The sequence below is a fragment of the Streptomyces longwoodensis genome (assembly GCF_001514125.1).
Lineage (GTDB): Bacteria > Actinomycetota > Actinomycetes > Streptomycetales > Streptomycetaceae > Streptomyces > Streptomyces longwoodensis.
In genome coordinates this window covers 258,384-283,543 of sequence record NZ_KQ948550.1, presented here as the reverse complement: position 1 = coordinate 283,543, position 25,160 = coordinate 258,384, and the positions used below count along the sequence as shown (strand labels likewise).

21 protein-coding genes are annotated in these 25,160 nt (G+C 75.0%); 9 read left to right on the top strand and 12 right to left on the bottom strand.

Annotated features, from left to right (window positions below):
* Positions 1–170: 170 nt before the first annotated feature.
* Positions 171–1,133, bottom strand: a complete 963-nt coding sequence (locus AQJ30_RS06205) for an NAD-dependent epimerase/dehydratase family protein (RefSeq protein ID WP_067229638.1) — start codon at positions 1,131–1,133, stop codon at positions 171–173.
* Positions 1,134–1,263: 130 nt separating this feature from the next.
* Between AQJ30_RS06205 and AQJ30_RS06200 the strand changes: the two genes are divergently transcribed.
* Both AQJ30_RS06200 and AQJ30_RS06195 read left to right on the top strand, forming a co-directional pair.
* Entirely contained in the window at positions 1,264–2,046 is a 783-nt protein-coding gene (locus AQJ30_RS06200; RefSeq protein WP_067229634.1) for a polysaccharide deacetylase family protein, read from the top strand.
* 91 nt (positions 2,047–2,137) lie between these two features.
* Positions 2,138–2,578 carry an SRPBCC family protein gene (locus AQJ30_RS06195; RefSeq protein WP_067230882.1) on the top strand — a complete coding sequence of 147 codons (441 nt, stop codon included), beginning with the start codon at positions 2,138–2,140 and terminating at the stop codon, positions 2,576–2,578.
* A gap of 311 nt (positions 2,579–2,889) precedes the next feature.
* On the opposite strand, the gene AQJ30_RS06190 is transcribed toward AQJ30_RS06195, so the two are convergent.
* From AQJ30_RS06190 to AQJ30_RS06170, 5 genes are all read right to left on the bottom strand, one after another.
* Entirely contained in the window at positions 2,890–4,041 is a 1,152-nt protein-coding gene (locus AQJ30_RS06190; protein ID WP_067229633.1) for an XdhC family protein, read from the bottom strand.
* A gap of 48 nt (positions 4,042–4,089) precedes the next feature.
* On the bottom strand, positions 4,090–5,547 hold the full coding sequence (locus AQJ30_RS06185; RefSeq protein WP_067229631.1) for an NCS2 family permease: 1,458 nt from the start codon (positions 5,545–5,547) through the stop codon (positions 4,090–4,092).
* Between the two features lie 162 nt (positions 5,548–5,709).
* On the bottom strand, positions 5,710–8,106 hold the full coding sequence (locus AQJ30_RS06180; protein ID WP_067229629.1) for a xanthine dehydrogenase family protein molybdopterin-binding subunit: 2,397 nt from the start codon (positions 8,104–8,106) through the stop codon (positions 5,710–5,712).
* A gap of 1 nt (position 8,107) precedes the next feature.
* Entirely contained in the window at positions 8,108–8,692 is a 585-nt protein-coding gene (locus tag AQJ30_RS06175; protein WP_067229627.1) for a (2Fe-2S)-binding protein, read from the bottom strand.
* The gene (locus AQJ30_RS06170; protein WP_067229625.1) at positions 8,692–9,585 is read right to left on the bottom strand and encodes an FAD binding domain-containing protein; all 894 of its coding nucleotides are present in this window, start codon (positions 9,583–9,585) and stop codon (positions 8,692–8,694) included. Before AQJ30_RS06170 ends, AQJ30_RS06175 begins: the two co-directional genes overlap by 1 nt.
* A gap of 366 nt (positions 9,586–9,951) precedes the next feature.
* Between AQJ30_RS06170 and AQJ30_RS06165 the strand changes: the two genes are divergently transcribed.
* Positions 9,952–11,655: a PucR family transcriptional regulator gene (locus tag AQJ30_RS06165; RefSeq protein WP_067229623.1), complete on the top strand. Its 1,704-nt coding sequence runs from the start codon at positions 9,952–9,954 to the stop codon at positions 11,653–11,655.
* A 167-nt stretch (positions 11,656–11,822) separates the two neighbouring features.
* On the top strand, positions 11,823–12,611 hold the full coding sequence (locus AQJ30_RS06160; protein WP_079083859.1) for a hypothetical protein: 789 nt from the start codon (positions 11,823–11,825) through the stop codon (positions 12,609–12,611).
* A gap of 177 nt (positions 12,612–12,788) precedes the next feature.
* Here AQJ30_RS06160 and AQJ30_RS06155 read toward each other — a convergent pair whose 3' ends face one another.
* Positions 12,789–13,625, bottom strand: coding sequence for a GntR family transcriptional regulator (locus AQJ30_RS06155; RefSeq protein ID WP_067229619.1), 837 nt, complete (start codon positions 13,623–13,625; stop codon positions 12,789–12,791).
* Positions 13,626–13,786: 161 nt separating this feature from the next.
* On the opposite strand from AQJ30_RS06155, the gene AQJ30_RS06150 reads away from it, so the two are divergent.
* Both AQJ30_RS06150 and AQJ30_RS06145 read left to right on the top strand, forming a co-directional pair.
* The gene (locus tag AQJ30_RS06150) at positions 13,787–14,662 is read left to right on the top strand and encodes a (2Fe-2S)-binding protein (RefSeq protein ID WP_067229616.1); all 876 of its coding nucleotides are present in this window, start codon (positions 13,787–13,789) and stop codon (positions 14,660–14,662) included.
* A gap of 313 nt (positions 14,663–14,975) precedes the next feature.
* Complete coding sequence (locus tag AQJ30_RS06145) at positions 14,976–16,013, top strand: DUF2637 domain-containing protein (protein WP_067229615.1); 1,038 nt, start codon at positions 14,976–14,978, stop codon at positions 16,011–16,013.
* 102 nt (positions 16,014–16,115) lie between these two features.
* Here the strand turns inward: AQJ30_RS06145 and AQJ30_RS06140 are convergent, their stop codons facing one another.
* The 3 genes from AQJ30_RS06140 to AQJ30_RS36540 all read right to left on the bottom strand — a co-directional run bounded on the left by AQJ30_RS06140 (position 16,116) and on the right by AQJ30_RS36540 (position 20,356).
* Positions 16,116–16,646, bottom strand: coding sequence for an ATP-binding protein (locus tag AQJ30_RS06140; protein ID WP_391894426.1), 531 nt, complete (start codon positions 16,644–16,646; stop codon positions 16,116–16,118).
* A 247-nt stretch (positions 16,647–16,893) separates the two neighbouring features.
* Entirely contained in the window at positions 16,894–18,636 is a 1,743-nt protein-coding gene (locus AQJ30_RS06135; protein ID WP_067229612.1) for a pyruvate dehydrogenase, read from the bottom strand.
* A 58-nt stretch (positions 18,637–18,694) separates the two neighbouring features.
* The gene (locus tag AQJ30_RS36540) at positions 18,695–20,356 is read right to left on the bottom strand and encodes a protein phosphatase 2C domain-containing protein (RefSeq protein WP_425424133.1); all 1,662 of its coding nucleotides are present in this window, start codon (positions 20,354–20,356) and stop codon (positions 18,695–18,697) included.
* Positions 20,357–21,185: 829 nt separating this feature from the next.
* Here AQJ30_RS36540 and AQJ30_RS06125 point away from each other — a divergent pair.
* The 3 genes from AQJ30_RS06125 to AQJ30_RS06115 all read left to right on the top strand — a co-directional run bounded on the left by AQJ30_RS06125 (position 21,186) and on the right by AQJ30_RS06115 (position 23,251).
* Positions 21,186–22,172 (top strand): TrmB family transcriptional regulator, encoded by a 987-nt coding sequence (locus AQJ30_RS06125; protein ID WP_067229610.1) that lies wholly within the window; start codon positions 21,186–21,188, stop codon positions 22,170–22,172.
* A gap of 98 nt (positions 22,173–22,270) precedes the next feature.
* Positions 22,271–22,753, top strand: a complete 483-nt coding sequence (locus tag AQJ30_RS06120) for a DUF456 domain-containing protein (protein ID WP_067229609.1) — start codon at positions 22,271–22,273, stop codon at positions 22,751–22,753.
* Between the two features lie 123 nt (positions 22,754–22,876).
* Positions 22,877–23,251, top strand: a complete 375-nt coding sequence (locus AQJ30_RS06115; protein ID WP_107119496.1) for a PPOX class F420-dependent oxidoreductase — start codon at positions 22,877–22,879, stop codon at positions 23,249–23,251.
* On the opposite strand, the gene AQJ30_RS06110 is transcribed toward AQJ30_RS06115, so the two are convergent.
* Both AQJ30_RS06110 and AQJ30_RS06105 read right to left on the bottom strand, forming a co-directional pair.
* Complete coding sequence (locus AQJ30_RS06110; RefSeq protein ID WP_067229607.1) at positions 23,248–23,748, bottom strand: methylated-DNA--[protein]-cysteine S-methyltransferase; 501 nt, start codon at positions 23,746–23,748, stop codon at positions 23,248–23,250. The two genes, AQJ30_RS06115 and AQJ30_RS06110, sit on opposite strands and share 4 nt — an antisense overlap.
* Positions 23,748–25,148: a DNA-3-methyladenine glycosylase 2 family protein gene (locus AQJ30_RS06105; RefSeq protein WP_067229606.1), complete on the bottom strand. Its 1,401-nt coding sequence runs from the start codon at positions 25,146–25,148 to the stop codon at positions 23,748–23,750. The genes AQJ30_RS06110 and AQJ30_RS06105 overlap by 1 nt, the downstream gene beginning before the upstream one ends.
* Positions 25,149–25,160: the final 12 nt, after the last annotated feature.

The window sequence follows — 25,160 nt, the reverse complement described above, 5'->3', positions numbered from 1 at the left end:
CGGGTGCCTGAAGAGGGCTGTCTCAAACACTTGGAGACAACTTCCACGGCAACGGGCCGGATTTTCGCCGTGCGTGAGCGGCGGTGACCGTGCGCGACCGCGGGCGGCCGCGGGGTCCCGGTCGCGGTGCGGTTGCGTTCACGGGGCTGTGCCGACCGCCCTCGGCCGGCTCAGGCGGCCTGGGCGCGGGTGAACCAGCCGATGGTGCGCTCCAGGCCCTCGCTCCAGTCGACCCGGGGCGCCCAGCCGAGGCGCTCGCGGGCCAGCCGGGTGTCGGGGCGGCGCCGGCCGGGGTCGTCGACGGGGCGCTCCACGAAGCGGATCCGGGAGGCGGAGCCGGTCAGCTCGATGATCCGGCGGGCCAGCTCCAGCATGGTGATCTCGTCGCCGCCGCCGATGTTGACGGGTCCGGTCTCGCCGGACGCGGCCAGGGCGAGGACGCCCTCGACGGTGTCGTCGACGTAGCACAGGGAGCGGGTCTGGCTGCCGTCGCCGGCGACGGTGAGCGGTGCGCCGTCGAGGGCCTGGGCGACGAAGGCGGGGACGGCGCGGCCGTCGCCGGTGCGCATGCGGGGCCCGTAGGTGTTGAAGATGCGCACGATGGCGGTGTCGGTGCCGCGGACCCGGCGGTGCGCGGTGACCAGGGCCTCGGCGAAGCGCTTGGACTCGTCGTAGACGCTGCGCGGGCCGACGGGGTTGACGTTGCCCCAGTAGCCCTCGCACTGGGGGTGTTCGAGGGGGTCGCCGTACACCTCGGAGGTGGAGGCGAGCAGGAAGCGGGCGCCGTCGGTATGGGCGCGCTCCAGGGCGTACCGGGTGCCGGTGCTGCCGACGTCGAGCGTCTCCAGCGGCAGGCGCAGGTAGTCGACCGGGGAGGCGGGGCACGCGAAGTGCAGCACCAGGCCGAAGCGGCCGGGCAGGGCGCGCCAGGCGGCGGGGTCGGTGGCGTCACCGTGCACGAAGGTGAAGCCCCGGCGCTGCTCCAGCGTGGCGACGTTGGCGCGGGAGCCGGTGGACAGGTTGTCGAGGCAGACGACGTCGACGCCGTCGTCGAGCAGTCGTCCGCACAGGTGCGATCCCACGAATCCGGCCCCGCCGGTCACCAGTGCCCGGCGCCAGGTGCGTGCGCTCATGGGGCCCTCCTTGCTCTCGCCTACACGGGGTGACGGAGCGAGTAACCAGACGAAAAGGACACATGCCTTGAATCCGGGCACAACCGTTGGACTATACGCTGCGTGTCTACACGCTGTATACAGTCCGGACATGCCTTCTCTGAGCAAGAGGACGAAGAAGACGGGGAACGCGTTGCTCGGGTGCTTACTGGCCCTGTGCCTGGCGTCGGCCCTGAGCGGGTGCGGCGGGGCCGGCACCACGCGTCCGAGCAGCGCCCGCAGCGAGGGCGCCGGGGGCCCGACCGCCCAGGCGCGGTTCGGGAGCGTGGACTGCCGCGAGGTCAAGTGCATCGCGCTGACCTTCGACGCGGGGCCGAGCGAGAACTCCGCCCGCCTGCTGGACGCCCTGCGGGACAAGGGGGTCCCGGCGACCTTCTTCCTGCTGGGCGCGCGGCACATCGAGAAGTACCCCGGCCTGGTGCGCCGGATGGCGGCCGAGGGGCACGAGGTGGCCAGCCACACCTGGGACCACCGCATCCTCACCCGGATCCGGCCCGACGAGATACGCGCGGAACTGGAGCGCACCAACGAGGCGATAGAGCACCTGACCGGCCGGCGCCCCACCCTGATGCGCCCGCCGCAGGGCCGCACCGACGACACCGTGCACGCGGTCTGCCGCGAGCTCGGGCTGGCGGAGGTGCTGTGGACGGTGACGGCCAAGGACTACCGGACCACCGACCCCGCGCTCATCCGGCGCCGGGTCCTGGCCGGGGCCGACCGGGACGGGATCATCCTGCTGCACGACCTGTACGACGGGACGGTGCCGGCCGTGCCGGGCATCGTCGACGCGCTCAAGGAGCGGGGCTTCGTCTTCGTGACGGTGCCCCAGCTGCTGGCGCCGGGGGTGGCGCGGCCGGGGAAGGTGTACCGCTGAGCCGGTGGGCGGCCCGGCCGTCGGCCGCGCCACGGGGACGCACGGGGGCGGGGAGCGGGCCGGGGCCCGTCCCGGTGCCTACGATCGTCCCGTGGCCCTCTTCCGTCTCGAACGCACGGCTCCCCTCCCGCCCGAGGAGGTCTGGCGCCGGCTCACGCTGTGGTCCCGGCACGGGGACGTGGTCCCGCTGACCCGGGTGGTGGTGGAGACTCCCCCGCCCACCGGGCGGGGCACCGTCTTCGTCGCCCGTACGGTCCTCGGCCCGCTGCGCGTCGACGACCGCATGGAGGTCACGGTGTGGCGGCCCCCGGCCGGCGACGCACCGGGCCTGTGCCGTCTGGAGAAGCGGGGCCGGGTCGTCCTCGGCTGGGCGGAGATCGAGGTGGCACCGCGACCCGGCGGACGGACCCGCGTCCGCTGGACCGAGGACATCGGCGTCCGCCTCGTCCCCGCCTTCTTCGACCCGGTGCTGCGCGGCGCGGGCCGCTGGGTCTTCGGCCGCGCGGCGGACCGGTTGCTGCGGACGCCGTAGCGGCCGGGGCGGTGGCGGGGTCCGGTGGGCGCCGGCTCCCCGGCGGCCCCCGGACGGGGACCGTCGGCCGAGGGTCAGCGGCAGACCCGGGGACGGCGGTCCGGCGGCCGGCCATCGGCATCCGGCGACCGGACCGCGGCCGGCGGCGGGGACCGGCGTCCGGCGGCCCGAGGCCCGAGGCCCGGGGATCAACGGCCCTGAGCCACGGACCGGCGTCCGGCATCCGGCGGCCCGAGGCCCGGGGCCCGGGGATCAACGGCCCTGAGCCACGGACCGGCGGCCGGCGGCCCGTGTTCGCCGCCGGCGTGGGCTCAGGCCACCGAGCCGATCCGGCCGCCGGAGTGCGGTGCCGGGTCGTGGTGGATCGGGGTGTGGGCGCCGGTGAGGGACACGCCGGTGCCGCCGCGGCGGTTCGCGACGATCTCCGCGCCGATCGACAGGGCCGTCTCCTCCGGCGTACGGGCGCCGAGGTCGAGGCCGATCGGGGAGCGCAGGCGGGTCAGTTCCAGGTCGGTGACGCCGGCCTCGCGCAGCCGGCGGTTGCGGTCCAGGTGGGTGCGGCGCGAGCCCATCGCGCCGACGTAGGCGACCGGCAGCCGCAGCGCGCGCTCCAGCAGCGGTACGTCGAACTTGGCGTCGTGGGTGAGGACGCACAGGACGGTGCGGCCGTCGGTCTCGGTGCGCTCCAGGTACCGGTGGGGCCACTCCACGACGACCTCGTCGGCGTCGGGGAAGCGGGCCGGCGTCGCGAACACCGGCCGGGCGTCGCACACGGTCACCCGGTAGCCGAGGAACCGGCCGACGCGCACCAGGGCGGCCGCGAAGTCGATCGCGCCGAAGACGATCATCCGGGGCGGCGGCACCGAGGACTCCACCAGGACCGTCAGCGGGCTGCCGCAGCGCGAGCCGCGCTCGCCGGTCTCCAGGGTGCCCGTGCGCCCGGCGTCCAGGAAGGCGCCGGCCTCCGCGGCGACGGTGCGGTCCAGTTCCGGGTGGGCGCCGAAGCCGCCCTCGTGGGAGCCGTCGGGGCGGACCAGCATCGCGCGTCCGCGCAGCTCGTCCGGTCCGGAGACGACCCGGGCCAGGGCCGCCGCCCCGCCGCCCGCGGCGGCGGTGAGGGCGGCGGCGAGCACCGGGCGGGCGGGGTCGCCCGCCCGGACCGGGGTGACGAGCACGTCGATGACGCCGCCGCAGGTCAGGCCCACGGCGAAGGCGTCGTCGTCGCTGTAGCCGAAGCGTTCCAGGACGGTCCGGCCGTCCTGGAGCGCCTGCCGGCACAGCTCGTACACCGCTCCCTCGACGCACCCGCCGGAGACCGAGCCGATCGCCGTGCCGTCGGCGTCCACCGCGAGGGCGGCGCCCGGCTGGCGGGGCGCGCTGCCGCCCACGGCCACGACGGTGGCCACGGCGAACTCACGCCCCTGCTCGACCCACCGGTCCAGTTCCTCGGCGATGTCCAGCATGCTCGGTCTCCTCAACGGGTCGCTGCGGACGGGGTGTCGGGCGGGCCGTCAGTGGACGCCCAGCCAGCTCTCGATCGGGTGCAGGGCGAAGTAGACGAGGAAGACCGCCGTCAGGCCCCACATGAAGGCCCCGATCTCCCGCGCCCGGCCCTGGGCGGTCTTGATGGCGACGTACGAGATCACGCCGGCGGCGACGCCCGCGGTGATGGAGTACGTGAACGGCATGATCACCACGGTGAGGAACACCGGGACCGCGGTGGCGCGGTCGGCCCAGTCGACGTGCCGCGCGTTCATCAGCATCATCGAGCCGATGACCACCAGCGCGGCGGACGCGACCTCCTGGGGGACGATCGCCGTCAGCGGGGTGAAGAACAGGCACGCGGCGAAGAACAGGCCCGTCACCACGGAGGCGAGGCCCGTGCGGGCGCCCTCGCCGACGCCCGTCGCCGACTCGATGAACACGGTCTGGCCCGAGCCGCCGGACACGCCGCCGATCGCCCCGCCCGCGCCGTCGATGAACAGCGCCTTGGACAGGCCCGGCATCCGGCCCTTGTCGTCGGCGAGCTGCGCCTCGGTGCCGACGCCGATGATGGTCGCCATGGCGTCGAAGAACCCGGCGAGCACCAGCGTGAACACGATCATGCCGACGGTCATCGCGCCGACCTGGCCCCAGCCGCCGAAGTCGACGTGGCCGAAGAGCGAGAAGTCGGGCATCGACACCGCGCTGCCGTGCAGTTCGGGCGCGCCGTTGGCCCAGGCACCGGCCGCGACGACCCCGCCGGCGTTGAGCAGGGCGGCGACGACCGTGCCGGTGACGATGCCGATGAGGATGGCGCCCGGGACGTTGCGGGCCTGGAGCATGAAGATCAGCAGCAGGGTGCCGGCGAACAGCAGCACGGGCCAGCCGGCGAGTTCGCCCGCCGGGCCGAGGGTGACCGGGGTGGCCTTGCCCTGGTGCACGAAGCCGGACTTGTAGAAGCCGATCAGGGCGATGAACAGGCCGATGCCCATGGTGATGCCGTGCTTGAGGGCGAGCGGGATCGCGTTCATGATCATCTCGCGCAGGCCGGTGACGACCAGCAGCATGATGACCACGCCGTAGACCACGCACATGCCCATCGCCTGCGGCCAGGTCATCTGCGGGGCGACCTGCGAGGAGAGCACCCCGGAGACGGACAGGCCGGCCGCGAGCGCGAGCGGCACCTTGCCGACGGCGCCCATCAGCAGCGTGGTGGCGGCCGCGGCGAAGGCGGTCGCGGTGATCAGGGCCTGCCGGCCCAGGGTGTCCCCGGCCACGTCCTTGCCGGACAGGATCAGGGGGTTGAGCAGCAGGATGTACGCCATCGCCATGAAGGTGGTGACGCCACCGCGCACTTCGCGCGCGACGCTCGATCCGCGCCGGGAGATGTGGAAGTACCGGTCGAGCCAGGATCTGCCGGCCGGGACGCGGGAGCCGTCGCCCGCGTCGTCGGCTGCGGTCCTCGGCTCCAGTGACTGCTGGGTCATGTGGGCCTACTCCCAAGGTTCACAGGGGCACCCGTCTTGCGCGGCTGCGGATACGGGATTTGGGAAGGTGCATCGGCCGCACGACCCGGGGGACGGCCCGAGACGAACGATCTCTGCTCCGGGCGGCGCGGTGACGGGCACCGGCGCCGCCCGGAGGGTCTGTCACGCGGTGCCGGTGAGGTGTTCCGGCCGGACCGGCGTGCGGTTCAGTTCCCGGCCCGTCGCGTCGCGGATCGCCGCGAGCACGGCCGGGGTCGAGGAGAGGGTGGGGGCCTCACCGATGCCGCGCAGCCCGTACGGCGCGTGGTCGTCGGCGAGTTCGAGCACGTCGACGGGGATGGTCGGCGTGTCGAGGATGGTGGGGATCAGGTAGTCCGTGAAGGAGGGGTTCCTGACCTTCGCGGTCTTCGGGTCGACGACGATCTCCTCCATGACCGCCACGCCCAGGCCCTGCGTGGTGCCGCCCTGGATCTGGCCGACCACGGACAGCGGGTTGAGCGCCTTGCCGACGTCCTGGGCGCAGGCCAGTTCGACGACCTTGACCAGGCCGAGCTCGGTGTCGACCTCGACGACGGCGCGGTGCGCGGCGAAGGAGTACTGCACGTGGCCGTTGCCCTGGCCGGTGCGCAGGTCGAAGGGCTCGGTCGGCCGGTGCCGCCACTCGGCCTCGACCTCGACGGCGTCGTCGCCGAGGACGTCCACCAGGTCGGCGAGCACCTCCCCGCCGTCGGTGACGACCTTGCCGCCCTCCAGCAGCAGCTCCGCCGTCGCCCAGGCCGGGTGGGCCGCGCCGAACCGGCGCCGTCCCAGCTCCAGGACCTTCTCGCGCACCAGCTCGCAGGAGTTCTTCACGGCGCCGCCGGTGACGTAGGTCTGCCGGGACGCGGACGTCGAACCGGCGCTGCCCACCTCGGTGTTGGCGGGGTGGATGGTCACCTGGGCGACACCGAGCTCGGTGCGGGCGATCTGGGCGTGGACGGTGACACCGCCCTGGCCGACCTCGGCCATCGCGGTGTGCACGGTGGCCACCGGCTCGCCGCCGACGACCTCCATGCGCACCTTGGCGGTGGAGTAGTCGTCGAAGCCCTCGGAGAAGCCGACGTTCTTGATGCCGACCGCGTAGCCGACACCGCGGACGACGCCCTCGCCGTGGGTGGTGTTGGACAGGCCGCCGGGAAGCTGCCGTACGTCGGCGCCCTCGCTGGACTCCCACTGGCGCTCCGGCGGCATCGGCATCGCCTTGACGCGGCGCAGGAGTTCGGCGACCGGGGCGGGCGAGTCGACGGGCTGGCCGGTGGGCATCAGCGTGCCCTGTTCCATGGCGTTGCGCTGGCGGAACTCCACCGGGTCCAGGCCGAGTTCCTTCGCCACCTTGTCCATCTGCGCCTCGTAGGCGAAGCACGCCTGGACCGCGCCGAAGCCGCGCATGGCGCCGCACGGCGGGTTGTTGGTGTAGAGGGCGATGGCCTCGACCTCCACGTCGTCGACCCGGTAGGGGCCGACGCCGAGCGAGGAGGCGTTGCCGACGACCGCCGGGGAGGCGGAGGCGTACGCGCCGCCGTCGAGCACGATGCGGCACTTGACGTGGGTCAGCTTGCCGTCGCGGGTGGCGCCGTGCTCGTAGTACAGGCGGGCGGGGTGGCGGTGGACGTGCCCGAAGAACGACTCGAAGCGGTTGTAGACGATCTTGACGGGCTTGCCGGTGCGCAGGGCGAGCAGACAGGCGTGGATCTGCATCGACAGGTCCTCGCGCCCGCCGAACGCGCCGCCGACGCCGGCCAGCGTCATGCGCACCTTGTCCTCGGGCAGGCCCAGGACGGGCGCGATCTGGCGCAGGTCGGAGTGGAGCCACTGGGTGGCGATGTAGAGGTGGACGCCGCCGTCCTCCTCGGGGACGGCGAGCCCCGACTCGGGGCCGAGGAACGCCTGGTCCTGCATGCCGAAGTAGTACTCGCCGGTCACGACCACGTCGGCCCGCGCGCGGGCGGCCGCCACGTCGCCGCGGACGATGGGCTGGCGGTGGACGATGTTGGGGTGCGGGACGTGGCCGATGTGGTGGTCGTCGCGGTTCTCGTGGACGAGGATCGCGTCGGGGGCGGTCGCGGAGGCCTCGTCGGTGATGACGGGCAGCTCGCGGTAGTCGACCTTGATCTTGGCGGCGGCGCGGCGGGCCGTCTCGGGGTGGTCGGCGGCGACGATCGCGACCGGCTCGCCGTGGTGGCGGACCTTGCCGTGGGCGAGGACCGGGGTGTCCTGGATCTCCAGGCCGTAGTGCTTCACCTCGGTGGGGAGGTCGTCGTACGTCAGCACGGCGTACACGCCGGGCAGCGCGAGGGCCTCGGAGGTGTCGATCGAGACGATCTCGGCGTGGGCGACGGTGGAGCGCAGGATCTGCCCCCACAGCATGTCCTCGTGCCACAGGTCGGAGGAGTACGCGAACTCGCCGGTGACCTTGAGGGTGCCGTCCGGGCGGAGCGTGGACTCGCCGATGCCGCCCCGGGTCTGCGCGCCCTGGGTGATCTTGGTGGGGGTGCCGTTGGGAGTGGTGGGAACAGACATGTCAGACCGCCCCTCCCTGCCGGGCGGCCGCCAGCCGGACCGCGTCCATGATCTTCTCGTAGCCGGTGCAGCGGCACAGGTTGCCCGACAGCGCCTCGCGGATGTCCGCGTCGCTCGGGGTGGGGTTGCGCTCCAGCATCTCGTCGGCGGCGACCAGCAGGCCGGGCGTGCAGAAGCCGCACTGCACGGCGCCCGCGTCGATGAACGCCTGCTGGATCGGGGAGAGTCCGGTGCCCTCGCCGGTCTGCGAGTCCGTGCCGCCGGCCTGCCACGCCTTCGCCTCGTCCAGGCCGGTGCCGCCGCAGGCGCCGGACGCGCAGCCGCCCCCGTCCCGCTGCCGGGCGAAGTCCGCGAGCCCCTCGACGGTCACCACGTCACGGCCCTCGGCCTGGCCGGCCGCGACCAGGCAGGAGCACACCGGCACGCCGTCCAGGCGGACCGTGCAGGACCCGCACTCGCCCTGCTCGCAGGCGTTCTTGGAGCCCGGCAGGCCGAGCCGCTCGCGCAGCACGTACAGCAGGGACTCGCCCTCCCAGACGTCGTCCGCTTCCTGCGGCCGTCCGTTGACGGTGAGATTGACGCGCATCACGCAGCTCCCTCGGTGGCGCGGTGGGTGCCGCGGTACGACTCCCAGGTCCAGGTCAGCGTCCGGCGGGCCAGCACGCCGACCGCGTGCCGGCGGTAGCTCGCGGTGCCCCGGACGTCGTCGATCGGGTTGCAGGCGGCGGAGCACAGGTCGGCGAACTGCTTCGCGACGGAGGGGGTGATGATCTTCCCGTTGTCCCAGAAGCCGCCCTCCTCCAGCGCCGCGTTCAGGAACTCCTCGGCGGTCGTGGCCCGCACGGGGGTGGGCGCCGCCGAGCCGATGCCGGTGCGCACGGTCCGGGTGTGCGGGTGCAGCGCCAGCCCGAAGGCGCACACCGCGATGACCATGGCGTTGCGGGTGCCGACCTTGGAGAACTGCTGGGGCCCGTCCGCCTTCTTGACGTGCACGGCGCGGATCAGCTCGTCGGGCTGGAGGGCGTTGCGCTTGACGCCGGTGTAGAAGGCGTCGATCGGGATGAGCCGGGTGCCGCGGGCCGCGGACTCCGCCTCCACCTCGGCGCCGGCCGCGAGGAGGGCGGGGTGGGCGTCGCCGGCCGGGGAGGCGGTGCCGAGGTTGCCGCCGACGCCGCCGCGGTTGCGGATCTGCGGGGAGGCGACCGTGTGCGAGGCGAGCGCGAGGCCGGGCAGTTCGGTGCGCAGGTTCTCCATGATCCTCGTGTACGGGACGGAGGCGCCGAGCCGCACGCTGTCCTCGCCGACCTCCCACTCGTAGAGGTCGCCGATACGGGTCAGGTCGAGCAGGTACTCGGGCCGGCGGTGGTCGAAGTTGATCTCGACCATCACGTCGGTGCCACCCGCAATCGGCACAGCGGCGGGGTGCTCGGCCTTGGCGGCGAGCGCCTCCTCCCAGCTGGCGGGGCGAAGGAAGTCCATGACCGGCTCTCTTCTTCGTCTCGTGGTGCGTACGGATCGAGCCAGAATCGGTGCGGCGGGCCCGGCTCGTTCATGTGGTGTTCACGCGGAGTGGGCTCAGTACACAGCGGTGTGCTCCGACGGGGTCAGTCACCGAAACCATGAAGGAGTTGGCTGGCCACGTCAGCCATCTTGTAGATTCGTATGAACGGAGGTCATCAGAAACCTCCTGGTTCTCCTGCGGAAACGCGGGAAACAGTCCGGCCCGCGCCGACCGCGGACCACGACCGCCCGGGCGGGCGACCGGGACCCCCGCGACGGGTCCCGTCCGACGGCACCCCTCACGACCCATCGTAGATTTCTAGACAGAGAACGGCGGCGACGAGAATGCGGCTGCGCGCACTGCTGGACACCGACGCGCTCGGGCTGCGGCTGCTCGGCGGCGAGGACGAGCTGGACCGCACCGTGCGCGGGGTGATGACCACCGACCTGCGCGACCCCAGCCGCTACCTCTCCGGCGGCGAACTGGTCCTCACCGGTCTCGCCTGGCGGCGCGACGCCGCCGACTCCGAGCCGTTCGTACGGATCCTGGCGCACGCCGGGGTGGCCGCGCTGGCGGCCGGCGAGGCCGAGCTGGGCGACGTGCCCGACGACCTGGTCGCCGCCTGCGCCCGGCACCGCCTGCCGCTGTTCGCCGTGCACGAGTCGGTGGCCTTCGCCACGATCACCGAGCACGTCGTCCGGCAGGTGAGCGGCGAGCGCGCCGGGGACCTCGCGGCGGTCGTCGACCGGCACCGGCGCATGATGACCTCCGGCCCGGCGGGCGGCGGCCCCGACGTGGTCCTGGAGCTGCTCGGCTCCGACCTGGACCTGCGCGCCTGGGTGCTCTCCCCCACCGGACGGCTCATCGCCGGCCCCAAGGCGGCGGGCCCGGCCCTGCCGGCCGGCCTGGGCGGCGCGCTGGCGGCCGAGCACCTGGCGGCGGTGCGCGCGGGCCGGCGGGCCCCGAACCGGGTGACCATCGGCGCGCAGGTCTACTCGCTGTTCCCGGTGCACACCGGGGGGCGGGGCCCGCAGGCCGCGCGGGACGTGCGCGAGACGGTCCTGTCGGACTGGCTGCTGGCCGTGGAGGCGGACGCCGGGGACTGGCCCGAGGAGCGCCTGGACCTGCTGTACGGCGTCGCCCAGCTCATCGCCGTCGAACGCGACCGCCGGGACGCGGCCCGCACGGTGCGCCGCCGGCTGGCCCAGGAGGTCCTGGAGCTGGTCCAGACGGGCGCCGCACCGGCCGAGATCGCCGCCCGGCTGCGGGTCGCCGCCCCGGTGCTGCTGCCCGGCCTCGGCGCCGCCCCGCACTGGCAGGTCGTGGTCGCGCGCGTCGAGTGGGACGACGCCGGCCTCGACGGCGGCCCGGCGGCGCAGGCGCTGCTGGAGGAGGTCCTCGCCGACGCCGCGGGCCCCACCGGCGCCGGGGGCCCCGCCGCCTCGCCCGGCGCGGAACCCGCCGACCGCATCGCCGTCGCCCACACCGGCGAGGAGGCCGTCGCGCTGGTGCCGCTGCCCGCGGTGGCCGGCGAGCACGACGGCTCCGAGACCGGCGTCCAGGCCGACGCCCTGCTGGCCGCCGTGCGCGACCCGCTGGCGGCCGGCCTCGACGGCGACGGCCGGGTCACCCTCGGCGTCAGCGCGGCCGTGCACTCGGCCGAGGGGCTGCGCGGCGCGCTGGAGGAGGCCCGGCACGCCCGCCGGGTCGCGGCGGCCCGCCCCGGCCCGGTGTGCGCCGCCGGCCACCAGGAGCTCGCCTCGCACGTCCTGCTGCTGCCGTTCGTCCCCGACGACGTGCGCCGCGCCTTCACCGCGCGCCTGCTCGACCCGCTGCGCGACTACGACCGCCGCCACCGCGCCGAGCTGATCCCCACCCTGGAGGCGTTCCTCGACTGCGACGGCTCCTGGACCCGCTGCGCGACCCGCCTCCACCTGCACGTCAACACGCTGCGCTACCGGGTCGGGCGAATCGAGCAGTTGACGGGACGTGACCTCTCGCGCCTCGAGGACAAGCTGGACTTCTTCCTGGCCCTGCGGATGAGCTGACGCCGCCCGCGCCGTCCGGCCACGGCGGAGTCCCACGACTTTGTGAAATCCTTCACCCGCCCCCTTGGCCCGGCCCGGTGATCCGTGCTGAGATGCGCCCACCCACTCATGAGCTCCACGGGTGCCGGCGCACGGCAAGGCTTGGACACGGCCTACGGGAGGGCAACGTGGCGCAACCCGCCATGTCCGGTACGGGATCCGGTACGGCAGGCACCGCCGGGGACGATCCGCTCCAGACCGCGGTGTGGCGGCTGCGCTCGCGGGCCTGCTGGACGGACGCGGCGGCCCTGCTCCCGCCCGACACCGCCGCGACCGCCCTGCAACGGGCGTCCCTGCTGGTCGAACGGTGCCTGTACACCGAGCACGGCTGGGAGGAGGCCGAGGACGCCCTGCGCACCGCCGAGGCCCTGACCCACACCGACGACGAGCGCGGCGCCGCCGCCTGCGAACGCGGGTACCTGGCCTACGCCGCCACCCTGCACGGCGTGCGCGACCGCGCCGACGAGGCCCGCGCCGCCCTCGGCCGCGCCGCCGCCCTGATCCCGCCCGGCGCCGCCGCCCGGGCCCTGCTGGACTTCCGGCGCGGCCTGGTCGCCCAGAACGTCGCCGAGGCCCCCCAGGCGGCCCGCGCCGCCTTCCGCCGCGCCCACGCCGGCGCCACCGCCCACGGCGACCTGCTCCTGCTCTCCTTCACCTGGCGCCACCTCGCGGGCCTGGCCCTGCGCGAGGGCGAACTGGCCGAGGCCCGCCACGGCTTCACCGAGTCCCTGCGCCTGCGCGAGGAACTCGGCTACCTGGTCGGCACCGCCCCCGCCCTGGTCTCCCTGGCGGACGCCGAAACAGAACCCCAGGCCTCCCGCCTCCGCGAGGAGGCCCGCCGCCTGTTCCGCCTCCTGGGAGGCGTACCGACATGGCTGGCAGCCCAACTGGCACCTCCGGGGGCGGCGACGGCTTAGGGCACTTCTCGACGAGGGCCCGCCATCCCCAGCCCGTCCGGCGGGACTTTTCGGCGAACGCCCGGCATTCTCAGCCCGTCCGGCGTTTGAGGACGAGGCCCCTTCAGGGCCGAAGCGGGGGCCTGGGGGCGGCAGCCCCCAGCAACGGCGAGCGACCACACCACAACCCCGCCGAAATCAGCCCGCACCCGTGAAGTGCTCCCGCACCAACGCCCCGACCACCTCGAGATCCCGCCCCACCAGCGCATCCAGCAACGCGCCGTGCTCCGCCGCGTCAGCGATCAGCTCCGCCCGCTCCCGCCCACCCCGCCCCCCACCCACCAACGGCCACTGCGCCCGCCGGTGCAGATCCTCCGCGATCCGCACCAACTGCTCGTTGCCCGACAGCGCCAGCACCGCCCGGTGGAAGGCCCGGTCGGCCTCCGCGTACGTCGCCCGGCACCCGGACGCCGCCGCCCGCACCGTCGCCTCCGCGAGCGGCCGCAGTTCGGCCCACCGCTCGGCCGGCACCGTCCGCGCGAGCCGCAGCATCACCGGCACCTCGACGAGCGCCCGCACCTCGGCCAGTTCGGCGAGCTCCCGCGCCCCGCGCCGGACCACGCGGAAGCCCCGGTTGGGGACGACCTCGACGGCACCCTCCAGGGCGAGTTGCTGCATCGCCTCGCGCACGGGTGTCGCGGACACCCCGAACCGCTCCCCGAGCGCCGGGGCGGAGTACACCTCGCCGGGTGCGAGATCACCGGCGACCAGCGCGGTGCGCAGCGCGTCGAGCACCTGCCCGCGCACCGAGGACCGCTGCACGGCGGGCCGCTCCGCGGCGGGACGCGGCAGCGGCGTCTCGGAGTGGACGCGTTCCCCCCGGGCGCCCGTGCCGCCGCCCGGACCGTCGGCCCCGCTCTCCCCCGGCCGGACCCGCCCGCCGTCCGCGCCCCGCCCCTGCGCGGGGACCCGCGGCGCGCGCGCCGCCCCCTCGGGCACTCCCGTCCCGGCGGAGCCCTGCGTGCCCTGTGTCACGGGGTCCTCCTCCGGCTCCGGGCTTGTCGGTACTTGGGGTCATTAGGTCCGGTTGTTACTCGTCCGTCAAGCACCTTAGGCGCACCGGCCGCCACTTCCAATTGCGACCACTCTTGATAAGGTTAGGCTTACCTTTGATGACGGAGAGATCGGCGGTCCGCATGCCCCTGTCCCCGCCCGCCCCGGCCCCGGCCGGGGCCCGCTCGGTCACCGCGGACGCCTACACCCGCCTCACCGAGGTCTTCCCCACCCTGACCGTCACCGAGCTGGCCCCCGGTGAGCCCGCCCCCGAGGGCGGCGGCTGGGTCGGGGCGGAGGCGCTGGCCGGGGGCGGGGCCGCGCTGGACGCCTTCCTCGCCTGGGACGACGCCCAGGTGCTGCGCGACTACGGCACCCGGGCCCGCCCGGACGTGGTGGCGAGCTTCGGGCTGCACCGTTACGCCTGGCCGGTGTGCCTGCTGATCACCGTGCCGTGGTTCCTGCACCGCCGGGTGCCCCGGCTGCCCGTGACGCACGTCTCGTACGACCGGACGGCCGGCGACATGCGGCTGGCGGTCCGGGAGCCGGACTCCTTCGCCTGTCTGCCCGGCGACCCGGCGGCGGCGCTGCCGGGCGCCCGGGTGGTGCCGGACGAGGAGGCGCTGCGGGCCGAGGTGCGCGCGGCGGTCGCCGAGCACCACGAGCCGCTGCTGGCCGGCTTCGGCCCGCGGATGCGGCGCCGCGGGCGGGCCCTGTGGGGCATGGTGACCGACGAGGTCGTCGAGGGGCTGTGGTACGTCGCCCACCTGTTCGGCGACGGCGAGCAGGAGCGGGCCCGCCGGGAGCTGGAGCTGCTGCTGCCGGGCGCCACCCGGCCCTACGTCGGCTCGGCCGCCTTCCGGGAGCTGACCGGACCCGACGGGGAGGCGCTGCCCACCCGCGACCGGGCGAGCTGCTGCATGTTCTACACCGTGCGCCCCGAGGACACCTGCGCCACCTGCCCGCGCACCTGCGACGCCGACCGGATCACCAAGCTCGCCGCGTCCGCCGCGAGTTGACCCGGCATCAGGGGCTCCCCGGGCCGGAGCACCGCTCCGCGTCCCGTAAGATCATCCGCGCACGGGACTCCGCTCGGTCACGGGAAGGGCACACTTTCCTCACGGGCCGCAGGAACTTTCCGTGGCACCACCCGTACGGGTAGTCTTATTCGAACTCAACTCCCGCCCCTCAAGCGGCAGTTCGAGCAGAACGTCGCCCTGGGCATCCCCTTGCACCTCCTTGGCGGCCTCTTGCCCCGAAACCCCCTGAGGGCCGGTGGGATTGGGCCACCATGGCGGGCGTTACGCCCTATCCCAATGCAAGGGACCCCAGATGAGATTGACCGACATATCGCTGAACTGGCTGCTTCCGGGCGCCGTGTTGCTCCTGGGCATGCTGGCGGCGGTGGCGGTGCTCAGGCGCGGCAAGAACCCCGCGGGGAAGGACGCGAGCGCGGACGACTCGTGGGAGCGCCTCGAGGAGCGCCGCCGGCGCAAGGAGGCCATCTACGGCACCGCCTCCTACGCCCTGCTCTTCTGCTGCGCCGCGGTCGCGGCCGCGCTGTCCTTCAAGGGCCTGGTCGGGTTCGGCGAGCAGAACCTCGGCCTGACGGGCGGCTGGCAGTACCTCGTCCCCTTCGGCCTGGACGGGGCGGCCATGTTCTGCTCGGTCCTCGCGGTGCGGGAGGCCAGCCACGGTGACGCGGCGCTGGGCTCGCGCATACTCGTGTGGACGTTCGCGGGCGCCGCGGCCTGGTTCAACTGGGTGCACGCGCCCCGGGGCCTCGGCCACGACGGCGCGCCGCACTTCTTCGCGGGCATGTCCCTGTCCGCTGCGGTGCTGTTCGACCGCGCGCTGAAGCAGACCCGCCGGGCCGCCCTGCGCGAGCAGGGCCTGGTGCCGCGACCGCTGCCGCAGATCCGGGTGGTCCGCTGGCTGCGCGCCCCGCGCGAGACCTACAAGGCGTGGTCGCTGATGCTGCTGGAGAACGTGCGCACGCTGGACGAGGCCGTGGACGAGGTGCGCGAGGACCAGCGGGAGAAGGAGCAGTCCCGGATGCGCCGCCGGGAGCAGCAGCGCATGGAGCGGGCCCAGCTGAAGGCGCTCAGCCGCGGCCACCGCGGTCTGCCCGGCCGCGGCGGGCGCCGGGTGGAGATCCCGGCCGTGGAGCGGGGTGCGGAGCGGGTCCCCGCGGAGCCTGCCATATCGGCGGAACAGCTGCCCGTGCGCGCCCGTCCCTCGCTCCAGCCGGTCCGCAAGGGCTCCGACCCGATCACCGTCGACCTCACCGCGGAGGACGACACAATGGCCCTGCCGCGCCTGGACTCCCTGGAGCGCAAGCTCAAGGACCTGGAGCAGCAGTTCGGCTGACCCCGCAGGACCGGTGACGGGGCACGACACACGACGGGACGGGGCGCGGCCGACAGGCCGCGCCCCGTCCCGTCGCCGTACGCCGTGGCCCGCGGGCCGGTGTCAGGCGGCCTGTGCGCCCAGTTCGAACCAGACGGCCTTGCCGACGCCGTGCGCGTGGACGCCCCACGCGTCGGCGAGGGACTGCACCAGCATCAGGCCCCTGCCGTTGGTGCCGTCGTCGGCGACCGGCACCCGTGGGCTGGGCCTGCGGGCCACGAAGTCCCGTACCTCGACGCGCAGTCGGTCCGGTTCGACGGTGGCGGTGAGGACCGCGTCGTCGTCGGTGTGGACGAGTGCGTTGGTGACCAGTTCACTGGTGAGCAGTTCCGCGATCGCCGACTGCTCCGGTCCGCCCCAGGGGCGCAGGAGTTCCCGCAGGGCGCGCCGTGCCTCGGGCACCGCCCGCAGGTCCGCCCTGCCGAGTCTGCGCCGCAGCCGGTGGGAGGGACACTCCGTTCCCCCGTCCTCCTCCCCCGCCCGTGTCGCCGTCGGCGTGTCCGCGATCGCCGTGGAACCGCTGCCTCGTGCCTGCCTCTTCATGACCCCCGCCCGTGCGCCGATGTCGGTTCCCCTCAGCTCGAACACGTTCACGGGGATCCTTGCCCGACCGGGCGGGGGCCAGTCATCCGGTCCGCGCGACACCCGGGTGTTCGGCCACGATCCGGGCACCGGGTGCCGCCGACCGGAGGCGCCGGCCCGCCCGTACGGGCGCGACCGGCCGCGCGCACGGCCTCCCGACGTGGTCACGGGACCCGGGTGGGGCCGGGCGTCGGCGTGGTGCACGAGGGGCGCGGGCGTCGCCGGGACGGCGAAGTTGGCCGGAAACCGTCGCCGGGAGTCAGGGGCGGGGCACGTTGCGGAGGTTGGAGCGGGCCATCTGGAGCATGCGGCCCACACCGCCGTCCAGCACGATCTTCGAGGCGGACAGGGCGAACCCGGTCACCATCTCCGCCTTGATCTTCGGCGGGATGGACAGGGCGTTGGGGTCGGTCACCACGTCGACCAGGGCCGGACCCTTGTGCCTGAAGGCCGACTTCAGCGCCCCGGCGAGGTCCTTGGGCTTCTCGACGCGCACGCCGTAGGCCCCGCAGGCCCGTGCCACCGCCGCGAAGTCGGGGTTCTTGTTGGCGGTGCCGTGCGAGGGCAGCCCGGCGACCAGCATCTCCAACTCCACCATGCCGAGCGAGGAGTTGTTGAACAGCACGATCTTCACGGGCAGGTCGTACTGGACGAGGGTGAGGAAGTCGCCCATCAGCATGGAGAAGCCGCCGTCGCCGGACATCGCCACGACCTGCCGGCCGGGCGCGGCGAACTGGGCGCCGATCGCCATCGGCAGCGCGTTGGCCATCGAGCCGTGGGAGAAGGAGCCGATGATGCGGCGGCGGCCGTTGGGCGAGACGTAGCGGGCGGCCCACACGTTGCACATGCCGGTGTCGACGGTGAACACCGCGTCGTCGTCGGCGAGTTCGTCCAGCACGGACGCCACGTACTCCGGGTGCAGGGGCACGTGCTTGTCGACCTTGCGGGTGTACGCCTTCACCACGCCCTCTAGGGCGTCCGCGTGCTTCTTCAGCATGCGGTCCAGGAAGCGGCGGTCGGTCTTCTCCCGCACGCGCGGGATCAGACAGCGCAGGGTCTCCTTCACGTCGCCCCACACCGCGAGGTCCAGCTTGGAGCGCCGGCCGAGGCGTTCGGGCCGCACGTCGACCTGGGCGATCTTCACGTCGTCGGGCAGGAAGGCGTTGTACGGGAAGTCGGTGCCCAGCAGGATCAGCAGGTCGCACTCGTGGGTGGCCTCGTAGGCGGCGCCGTAGCCGAGCAGACCGCTCATGCCGACGTCGAAGGGGTTGTCGTACTGGATGTACTCCTTGCCGCGCAGGGCGTGGCCGACCGGGGACTTGATCCGCTCGGCGAACTGCATGACCTCCGCGTGCGCCCTGGCGGTGCCGCTGCCGCAGAACAGGGTGACCTTGCGGGCCCCGTCGATCAGCTCCACGAGCGCGTCCAGCTCGGCGTCGCCCGGGCGCACGGTGGGCCGGGCGGTGACGAGCGCCGTCTCGGCGGCCCGTTCGGGGGCGGGCTCGTCGGCGATGTCGCCCGGCAGGGTGACCACGCTGACGCCGCCGCGGCCGACGGCGTGCTGGATGGCGGTCTGCAGCAGCCTCGGCATCTGCTGCGGGTTGGAGATCATCTCGCTGTAGTGGCTGCACTCGCGGAACAGCTGGTCGGGGTGGGTCTCCTGGAAGTAGCCGAGACCGATCTCGCTGGACGGGATGTGCGAGGCGAGCGCGAGCACCGGCGCCATGGAGCGGTGCGCGTCGTACAGGCCGTTGATCAGGTGCAGGTTGCCTGGCCCGCAGGAGCCCGCGCAGGCCGCCAGCCGCCCGGTGATCTGCGCCTCGGCGCCGGCCGCGAACGCGGCGGTCTCCTCGTGGCGGACGTGGATCCAGTCGATGCCCCGGTGGCGGCGGACCGCGTCGACCACCGGGTTGAGGCTGTCGCCGACGACGCCGTACAGGTGTTTGACTCCGGCGCGGGTGAGGATGTCGACGAACTGTTCGGCGACGTTCTGCTTGGCCATGGTCCACGTGCCCTTCGGTCAGGGGGTCCCAGGACCACCATGACCGCTGGAGCGCGGTTCACGCCTCCCAGACGGCGGCCGCCGTACGGTCGTCGGCGTACCCCTTCACCCTCACCTGGACGTCGGCGAGGTAGGCGGCGAGGCCCGGCGGCTCCGGCGCGGCCCAGCGCGCGGCGAGGTGCGCGGACAGTTCGGGCTCACTGCGCAGCGGGTCGGCGAGGCCCGCGGTGCACATCAGCAACGTGTCACCCGGACGGGCTACCGAGGCCCGGAAGCGGAAGGGCGCGCGGGGCGGGTCGCCCGGGCCGGGCGGGGCCGTGGTGCCGGGGTCCGGGGTGAGCCGGTCGCCCGCGGGCGTCCCGGCGGGGGCCGAGCCGAACCCGACGACGGGCTCACCGGTGACCTCGCCGGCCGCCGGTTCGATGTCCCGCCACTGCCCGCCCCGCAGCCGGAACAGCCCGCCGGTGCCCACGCCGAAGAACACGCGCGTGCGGCACTCGGGGTCGGCGGGCAGCAGCAGACAGCGCAGGTCCGCCGCGTACTCCGCGGGATCCAGGCCCTGTTCGGCCGCTTCGGCGCGCAGCCGGCCGAGGCTGCGGTCGGTCAGGCGGTGCAGGCCCGACTTCAGCTCGCCGCGCCGGGCCGCCCGGATGTCCTCGACGAGCCGCGCGTGGCTGCGGCCCACGGCCCGCCCGATCCACCGGCACAGCTCGGCGGCCGCCCGGTGCGCGCCGGGCGTGGCCCGGGCCCCGGTCGCCATCGCGACCAGCACCAGCGCCTGCTCGCCCGCGCCGAACCGGGCGGTGAGCAGCGCGTCCCGCCGCGGCTCGCCCCGGTAGCGCGCCGAGTCCCCGCGCAACGAGGCCGCACGCAATGTGCAGGCCCCGTACCGGGCGCCGTCCAGCACGGTGTCGGGCACCAGGTCCGCGAGGTCGTCGGGGCTGGCGGCCGGAAGGGCGGTGGGCTCGGCCTCGTAGGTCGGCGGCCGGGCCCCCACGTGGTCCCGCGCCGACGGCGGCCCGACCGGCAGGACCGGGGGCGGCAGCGAGTCGGGGGCGGTACGGGCGGCGGGGATGGCCCCGGGGGCGAGGCCCGGGGTGGGGCCCGGTGAGCTGGGAGGGGTCGCGGGCGTGGGGGCGGTGGGCGCCGGGGCCGGCGCGGGCGGGGTCGCGGGGGCCGGAGGGAAGGCAGGGGCCGGCGGGGCGGTCGGCGCCTCGGCCTGAGCGGGCGGAGGTGTCGGCGCTTGGGCGGGCGGGGCCGGTGGCGCCGTGGGTGGAGGGGGCGGCGTGTCGGCCGGGCCGGACCGCGGCGTCGGCGCGTCAGCAGGCGGGGCCGGTGGCGCCGTGGGTGGGGGCGGCGGAGTATCGACCGGGCCGAACGGAGGCGTCGGTGCTTCGGTCGACGGAGCCGGAGGCGTCGGTGCTTCGGCGGGCGGGACCGGTGGGAACGTCGATCCAGCGGGCGCAGCCTCGGCCTGGCCCGCCGGAGGCGTCGGCGCTTCGGCGGGCGGAGCCGGAGGCGCCGGTACTTCGGCGGACGGGGCCAGGGGAACCGTCGATCCAGCGGGCGGAGCCTCGGTCGGCCCCGGCCCAGGCGTCGGCGCTTCGGTCGGCTGAGCCGGAGGCGCCGGTACTTGGGCGGGCGGGGACGGTGGCACCGGCGGTGCAGCGGGCGGGCCGAACGGAGGTGTCGGCGCGTCAGCGGGCGGTTCGGGTTCCAGGGCCCTGGCGGTTCCCGTGATCCAGGCCGAGGGACCGGTGGGGGGCTGCGGCGCGGGGGGACCGTCGGGTCGCGCGGCGTCGGCCCGCGGGTCCGGACGCTCGGTGAAGCCGGGCGGGAGCGGTCCGGCCGGGAAGGTCCCGGCACCGGCCCCGGAAGCCGAACCTGGCTCGGCCCGTCGCTGCGCGGGCACGTCCGGGGGCGGACCCCCGGTTTCCGGGGCCGCGTCCGGCAGGGCCTCCGCAGGGGCAGACCCCGTGTCGTCGTGCGGGTCCCAGGGGCTCCACGGGTCCCGGTCCGGCTGCTCACGGGGCGGGCGCCCGCCCGGTGTCGCGTTCACCGTGCCCACCGCGGAGGCGAACCGGTCGTCCAGCGAGTCGGCGGCGGCCGTGGGGCCGGTGTCCGCGGCGGCGTCGTCGTACAGCTGACCCCACCAGTCGTCGTCGGGACCGGTGGGCCTTCCCCCCTGCTGGCTCATGCCGCAATTGTGACCGCACGGGCCGGTCGGAAACGGGGCATCGGCAAATTGCCGTACGCCGCGCCGGGCGGTTCCACCCCCCACGGGAGAACCGCCCGGCGCGCCGAGTGATCCGGCCCGGCTCCCCGTGCGCCGTTGCGCCTGCCGGGCCCGGACCACCGTTCGGGCCGACCGGGAGACCGGGGCCGTCCCGGCCGTGGGCCGGGCGGCGGGCTCCCCCGACCGTCCGCTGCGACGGAGATCAGGTCGTCGGCGCCGAAGCCACACCTTGGCAGAGGGAGCGGGTCCGCGGCGATGATGTGCGGCGGCGGGTTCACGCCATGACCGTTTCCCGCCAGGAGGGACGTCCGGGATGCTGGGAGCGATAGGGCTCGACGAGACGCACGAGGCGGCCTACCGGGCGCTGGTGTCCGTGGGCGCCGCCGACGTGCCGGCCCTGGCGCGCCGGCTGACGCTCGGCGAGCAGGCCACCGAGCGGGCGCTGCGGCACCTGGAGCGGCAGGGCCTGGCCGCGCAGTCGCCGGGCCGCCCCGGCCGCTGGGTCGCCGCTCCCCCGGGCGTCGCGCTGGGCGCGCTGCTCACCCAGCAGCGGCACGAGCTGGAGCGGGCGGAGCTGGCGGCCGCGCTGCTCGCCGAGGAGTACCGGGCGGCGGCGGCCGAGCCGTCGGTGCACGACCTGGTCGAGGTGGTGACCGGCGCGGCGGCGGTCACCCAGCGCTTCCTGCAGCTCCAGCTCGGGGCGGCCGAGGAGGTGTGCGCGCTGGTCACCGGCACCCCGGTCGCGGTCACCGCCGGGCAGAACGACGCCGAGGAGCGCGCCGCCGAGCGCGGGGTGCGCTACCGGGTGGTGATCGAGCGGTCGGTGCTGGACCAGCCGGACGGCGTGAGCGAGCTGACGGCCGCACTGGGCCGCGAGGAGGAGGTCCGGGTGGTGGAGCGGGTGCCGACCAAGCTGGTCGTCGCCGACCGCGCGTCGGCGCTGGTGCCGCTGACCGGGCGGTCGGCCGAGCCGGGAGCGCTGGTGGTGCACGCCGGGGGGCTGCTGGAGCTGCTGGCGGCCCTGTTCGAGTCGGTGTGGCGCGAGGGCCTGCCGCTGCGCCTGGGCGGGGACGGCCGGGTCGCCGAGCAGGCGCCGGACGGCCCGGACGCCGTCGACCTGGAGGTGCTCTCCTTGCTGCTGGCCGGGCTGACCGACGCGAGCGTGGCCAAGCAGCTGGACGTGGGGCTGCGGACCGTGCAGCGCCGGGTGAAGCGGCTGATGGAGCTGACCGGGGCGACCACCCGGCTCCAGCTGGGCTGGCACGCGCACGAACGGGGCTGGGTGGCCCGCGACCGCTGAGCGCCCCCCTGGTCCCGGGGGGCGGCCACACGTCCCTGCCGGCCCTCGCCACCCACTCCTGATCTGCGGGTCCGTCCCGCCTCGGGCAGGCTGGACGGATGGGAGCGTGGGAACTCCTGCTGGTCGGCCTGGTGATCCTGCTGGGCCTGTGCGGAGTGCTGCTGCCGGGTGTGCCGGGGTCGTGGCTGGTGTGGGCCGCGGTCCTGTGGTGGGCGTTGAAGGACCCGCGGCCGGTGTCCTGGGGCGTGCTGGTGGGGGCCACGCTCGTGCTGTTCGTCTCCCAGGTGGTGCGCTGGTCGCTGCCCCCGCGCCGGCTCCAGGCAGCCGGCGCCACGGGCCGGATGGCGGTCTTCGCCGGGGTCGGCACGCTCCTCGGCTTCGTGCTGCTGCCCGTGCTGGGCGCCGTGCCCGGCTTCCTGGGCGGGATCTACCTGTACGAGCGCCTGCGCCTCGGCCGGCACGGCGAGGCCCGCGCCGCGCTGCGCACGGTGATGCGCTCGGGCGGCACGGACGTGCTGGTGGAGCTGTTCACCTGTCTGCTCATCGCGGGCGCCTGGCTGGGCGCGGTGCTGTGCGGCTGACCGCGCGCCCGCGCGGAGGCCGCCGCGGCCGACCTGGGCTTGCGGGGCGTAGGGGGCGTAGGCCCGGGGGCGTAGGGCGAGGATCCGATGCGCGCCGTCCGGCGGCCGTGTTTCGCTTGCGGCATGACCGCATTCAGTGAGGCCGAGCGGGCGTACCTGGCGTCGCAGCGACTGGGCCGGATGGCCACGGTCGACCCGCACGGGCAGCCACAGGCGAACCCCGTCGGTTACCGGCTGCAGGACGACGGCACCATCCTGATCGGCGGCTACGCGATGGGCCGCACCAAGAAGTGGCGCAACCTGCGCGAGAACCCCCGGATCGCCCTGGTCGTCGACGACATCGTCTCCCTGCGCCCGTGGAAGGTGCGCGGCGTGGACGTCCGCGGCGAGGCCGAACTGCTGGTCGGCCCGCACGACCTGGGCGCCCACCTCAGCGAGGAGCTGATCCGCATCCACCCGCACCGCATCCACAGCTGGGGCCTGGAGGACGAGGCCTAGGGGGTGTGGGGCAGGCAGCCCTCCAGGGTGAGCAGGCGGACCTTGCGTTCCAGGCCGCCCGCGTAGCCGGTCAGGGAGCCGTCGGCGCCGATCACCCGGTGGCAGGGCCGCAGGACGAGCAGCGGGTTGGCGCCGATCGCCCCGCCGACGGCGCGGACGGCGGCCCGGGGCGCCCCGATCCGCGCCGCGATCTCGCCGTAGGAGGTGGTCGCCCCGTACGGCACGTCGTCCAGGGCGGCCCACACGCGCGTCCGGAAGGCGGTGCCCTCGGTGCGCAGCGGCAGCCGGAACTCCTTCAGCTCGCCGGCGAAGTAGGCGGCCAGCTGCTCGGCGGCCTCCCGGAACGGACCGGGGTCCTCGCGCCAGTCGGCGCGCATCTCGCGCCCGTTCTTCTGTCCGGGCACGGACAGCGAGGTCAGCGCGCCGTCGGGTCCGGCGGTCAGCAGGAGCGGCCCGAGCGGGCTCGGCACGTGGGTGGCGTAGGTCGGGTCGGTCATCACGGCTCCAGTGTCTCGGCGCGCAGGTGGTGCAGGGCGTAGGTGCGCCAGGGGCGCCAGGTGTCGGGGACGTCCGCGCCGGGCGGCGCGACGTCGGGGTCGCCGAGGGCCCGTGCGCGGATCGCGGCGACCGTGCCGGCGTCCAGTCCGGGCAGGGCCAGCAGCGCGCGTTCGGCGTCGTCCCGGTCGGTGCCCGCGTCCAGGCGCAGGCGGCCGTCGGCGAGCGCGCCGGTCAGGGCGCCCAGCGGGCCGTGGGGTGCGGCGCCGGCCAGGACGGCGGGTTCGGGGAAGAGGTGGGTGAGGCTGCCGCAGGGCGCGTCGAGCGCCTTGCCGCAGACCTGCACCAGCCGGGCGGCCTCGTCCCGGCCGACGAGGGCGCGGACGGCGTACTCCTCGGCGTCGGCGGCGCCGGGCGCGCGCAGTCCGGGCCGGGCGGCGACCAGCGGGCCGAGCCGGGCGTCGGCGCCGAGGCGCTCGTCGACGGCGTACGGGTCGGCGTCCAGGTCGAACAGCCGCCGCAGCCGCTGCACCGCGGTGGTCAGGTCGCGCGGGTCGGTCAGGTGCAGCCGGGCCTGCAGCCAGCCGCCCGGGTGGGTGGCGGCCCCGGGGACGTCCTCGGTGCGCTCGTCGACGGCGACGATGCCGGTGCCGTACGGCAGCCGCAGTGTCCGCCGGTAGGTGCGGGTGCCCGGTGCTCCCGCGACCTCCTCGACCCCGGCGACGGCCTCCCGCTCCAGCAGGTCGAACACGGACCGCGCGTGGTACGGCCCGCGGTGGGCGAGCCGCAGCGGGATCCCGGCGGCCGGCGGCGCGGTGCGCCGGGAGGGCCGGTCGGCCTTCGGCGCGGCCTCCCGCAGCGCGGTGGGTGTGGCCGCGTAGACGGCGCGCACCGTGTCGTTGAACTGCCGCACGCTCGCGAACCCGGACGCGAACGCGATCTCGGTGACCGGCAGGGGTGTCGTCTGCAGCAGCACGCGCGCGGTGTGCGCGCGCTGCGCCCGGGCCAGGGCGACGGGCCCGGCGCCGAGTTCGGCGGTCAGCTGCCGCTGCACCTGCCGCGCGCTGTACCCGAGCCGGCCGGCGAGCCCGGCGACGCCCTCGCGGTCGACCACGCCGTCGCCGATGAGGCGCATGGCGCGGCCGACGACGTCGGCGCGGACGTTCCAGTCCGCGGAGCCGGGCACCGCGTCCGGCCGGCACCGCCGGCAGGCCCGGAACCCCGAGGCCTGCGCGGCGGCGGCCGTGGCGAAGAACCGCACGTTGCGCCGCTTGGGCGTCACGGCGGGGCAGCTCGGCCGGCAGTAGATCCCGGTCGTGGTGACCGCGAAGAAGAACTCCCCGTCGAACCGGGCGTCCCTGCTGCGTACGGCCTCGTACCTGGTGTCCTCGTCATCCGTCACGGGACCCAGTCT

Excerpts from the sequence above, each read along its gene's own strand:
- AQJ30_RS06205 (WP_067229638.1), bottom strand. The coding sequence starts at position 1,133 with ATGAGCGCACGCACCTGGCGCCGGGCACTGGTGACCGGCGGGGCCGGA.
- AQJ30_RS06200 (WP_067229634.1), top strand. The coding sequence starts at position 1,264 with ATGCCTTCTCTGAGCAAGAGGACGAAGAAGACGGGGAACGCGTTGCTC.
- AQJ30_RS06190 (WP_067229633.1), bottom strand. The coding sequence starts at position 4,041 with ATGCTGGACATCGCCGAGGAACTGGACCGGTGGGTCGAGCAGGGGCGT.
- AQJ30_RS06185 (WP_067229631.1), bottom strand. The coding sequence starts at position 5,547 with ATGACCCAGCAGTCACTGGAGCCGAGGACCGCAGCCGACGACGCGGGC.
- AQJ30_RS06180 (WP_067229629.1), bottom strand. The coding sequence starts at position 8,106 with ATGTCTGTTCCCACCACTCCCAACGGCACCCCCACCAAGATCACCCAG.
- AQJ30_RS06175 (WP_067229627.1), bottom strand. The coding sequence starts at position 8,692 with ATGCGCGTCAATCTCACCGTCAACGGACGGCCGCAGGAAGCGGACGAC.
- AQJ30_RS06170 (WP_067229625.1), bottom strand. The coding sequence starts at position 9,585 with ATGGACTTCCTTCGCCCCGCCAGCTGGGAGGAGGCGCTCGCCGCCAAG.
- AQJ30_RS06165 (WP_067229623.1), top strand. The coding sequence starts at position 9,952 with ATGCGGCTGCGCGCACTGCTGGACACCGACGCGCTCGGGCTGCGGCTG.
- AQJ30_RS06150 (WP_067229616.1), top strand. The coding sequence starts at position 13,787 with ATGCCCCTGTCCCCGCCCGCCCCGGCCCCGGCCGGGGCCCGCTCGGTC.
- AQJ30_RS06145 (WP_067229615.1), top strand. The coding sequence starts at position 14,976 with ATGAGATTGACCGACATATCGCTGAACTGGCTGCTTCCGGGCGCCGTG.
- AQJ30_RS06135 (WP_067229612.1), bottom strand. The coding sequence starts at position 18,636 with ATGGCCAAGCAGAACGTCGCCGAACAGTTCGTCGACATCCTCACCCGC.
- AQJ30_RS06125 (WP_067229610.1), top strand. The coding sequence starts at position 21,186 with ATGCTGGGAGCGATAGGGCTCGACGAGACGCACGAGGCGGCCTACCGG.
- AQJ30_RS06120 (WP_067229609.1), top strand. The coding sequence starts at position 22,271 with ATGGGAGCGTGGGAACTCCTGCTGGTCGGCCTGGTGATCCTGCTGGGC.
- AQJ30_RS06115 (WP_107119496.1), top strand. The coding sequence starts at position 22,877 with ATGACCGCATTCAGTGAGGCCGAGCGGGCGTACCTGGCGTCGCAGCGA.
- AQJ30_RS06110 (WP_067229607.1), bottom strand. The coding sequence starts at position 23,748 with ATGACCGACCCGACCTACGCCACCCACGTGCCGAGCCCGCTCGGGCCG.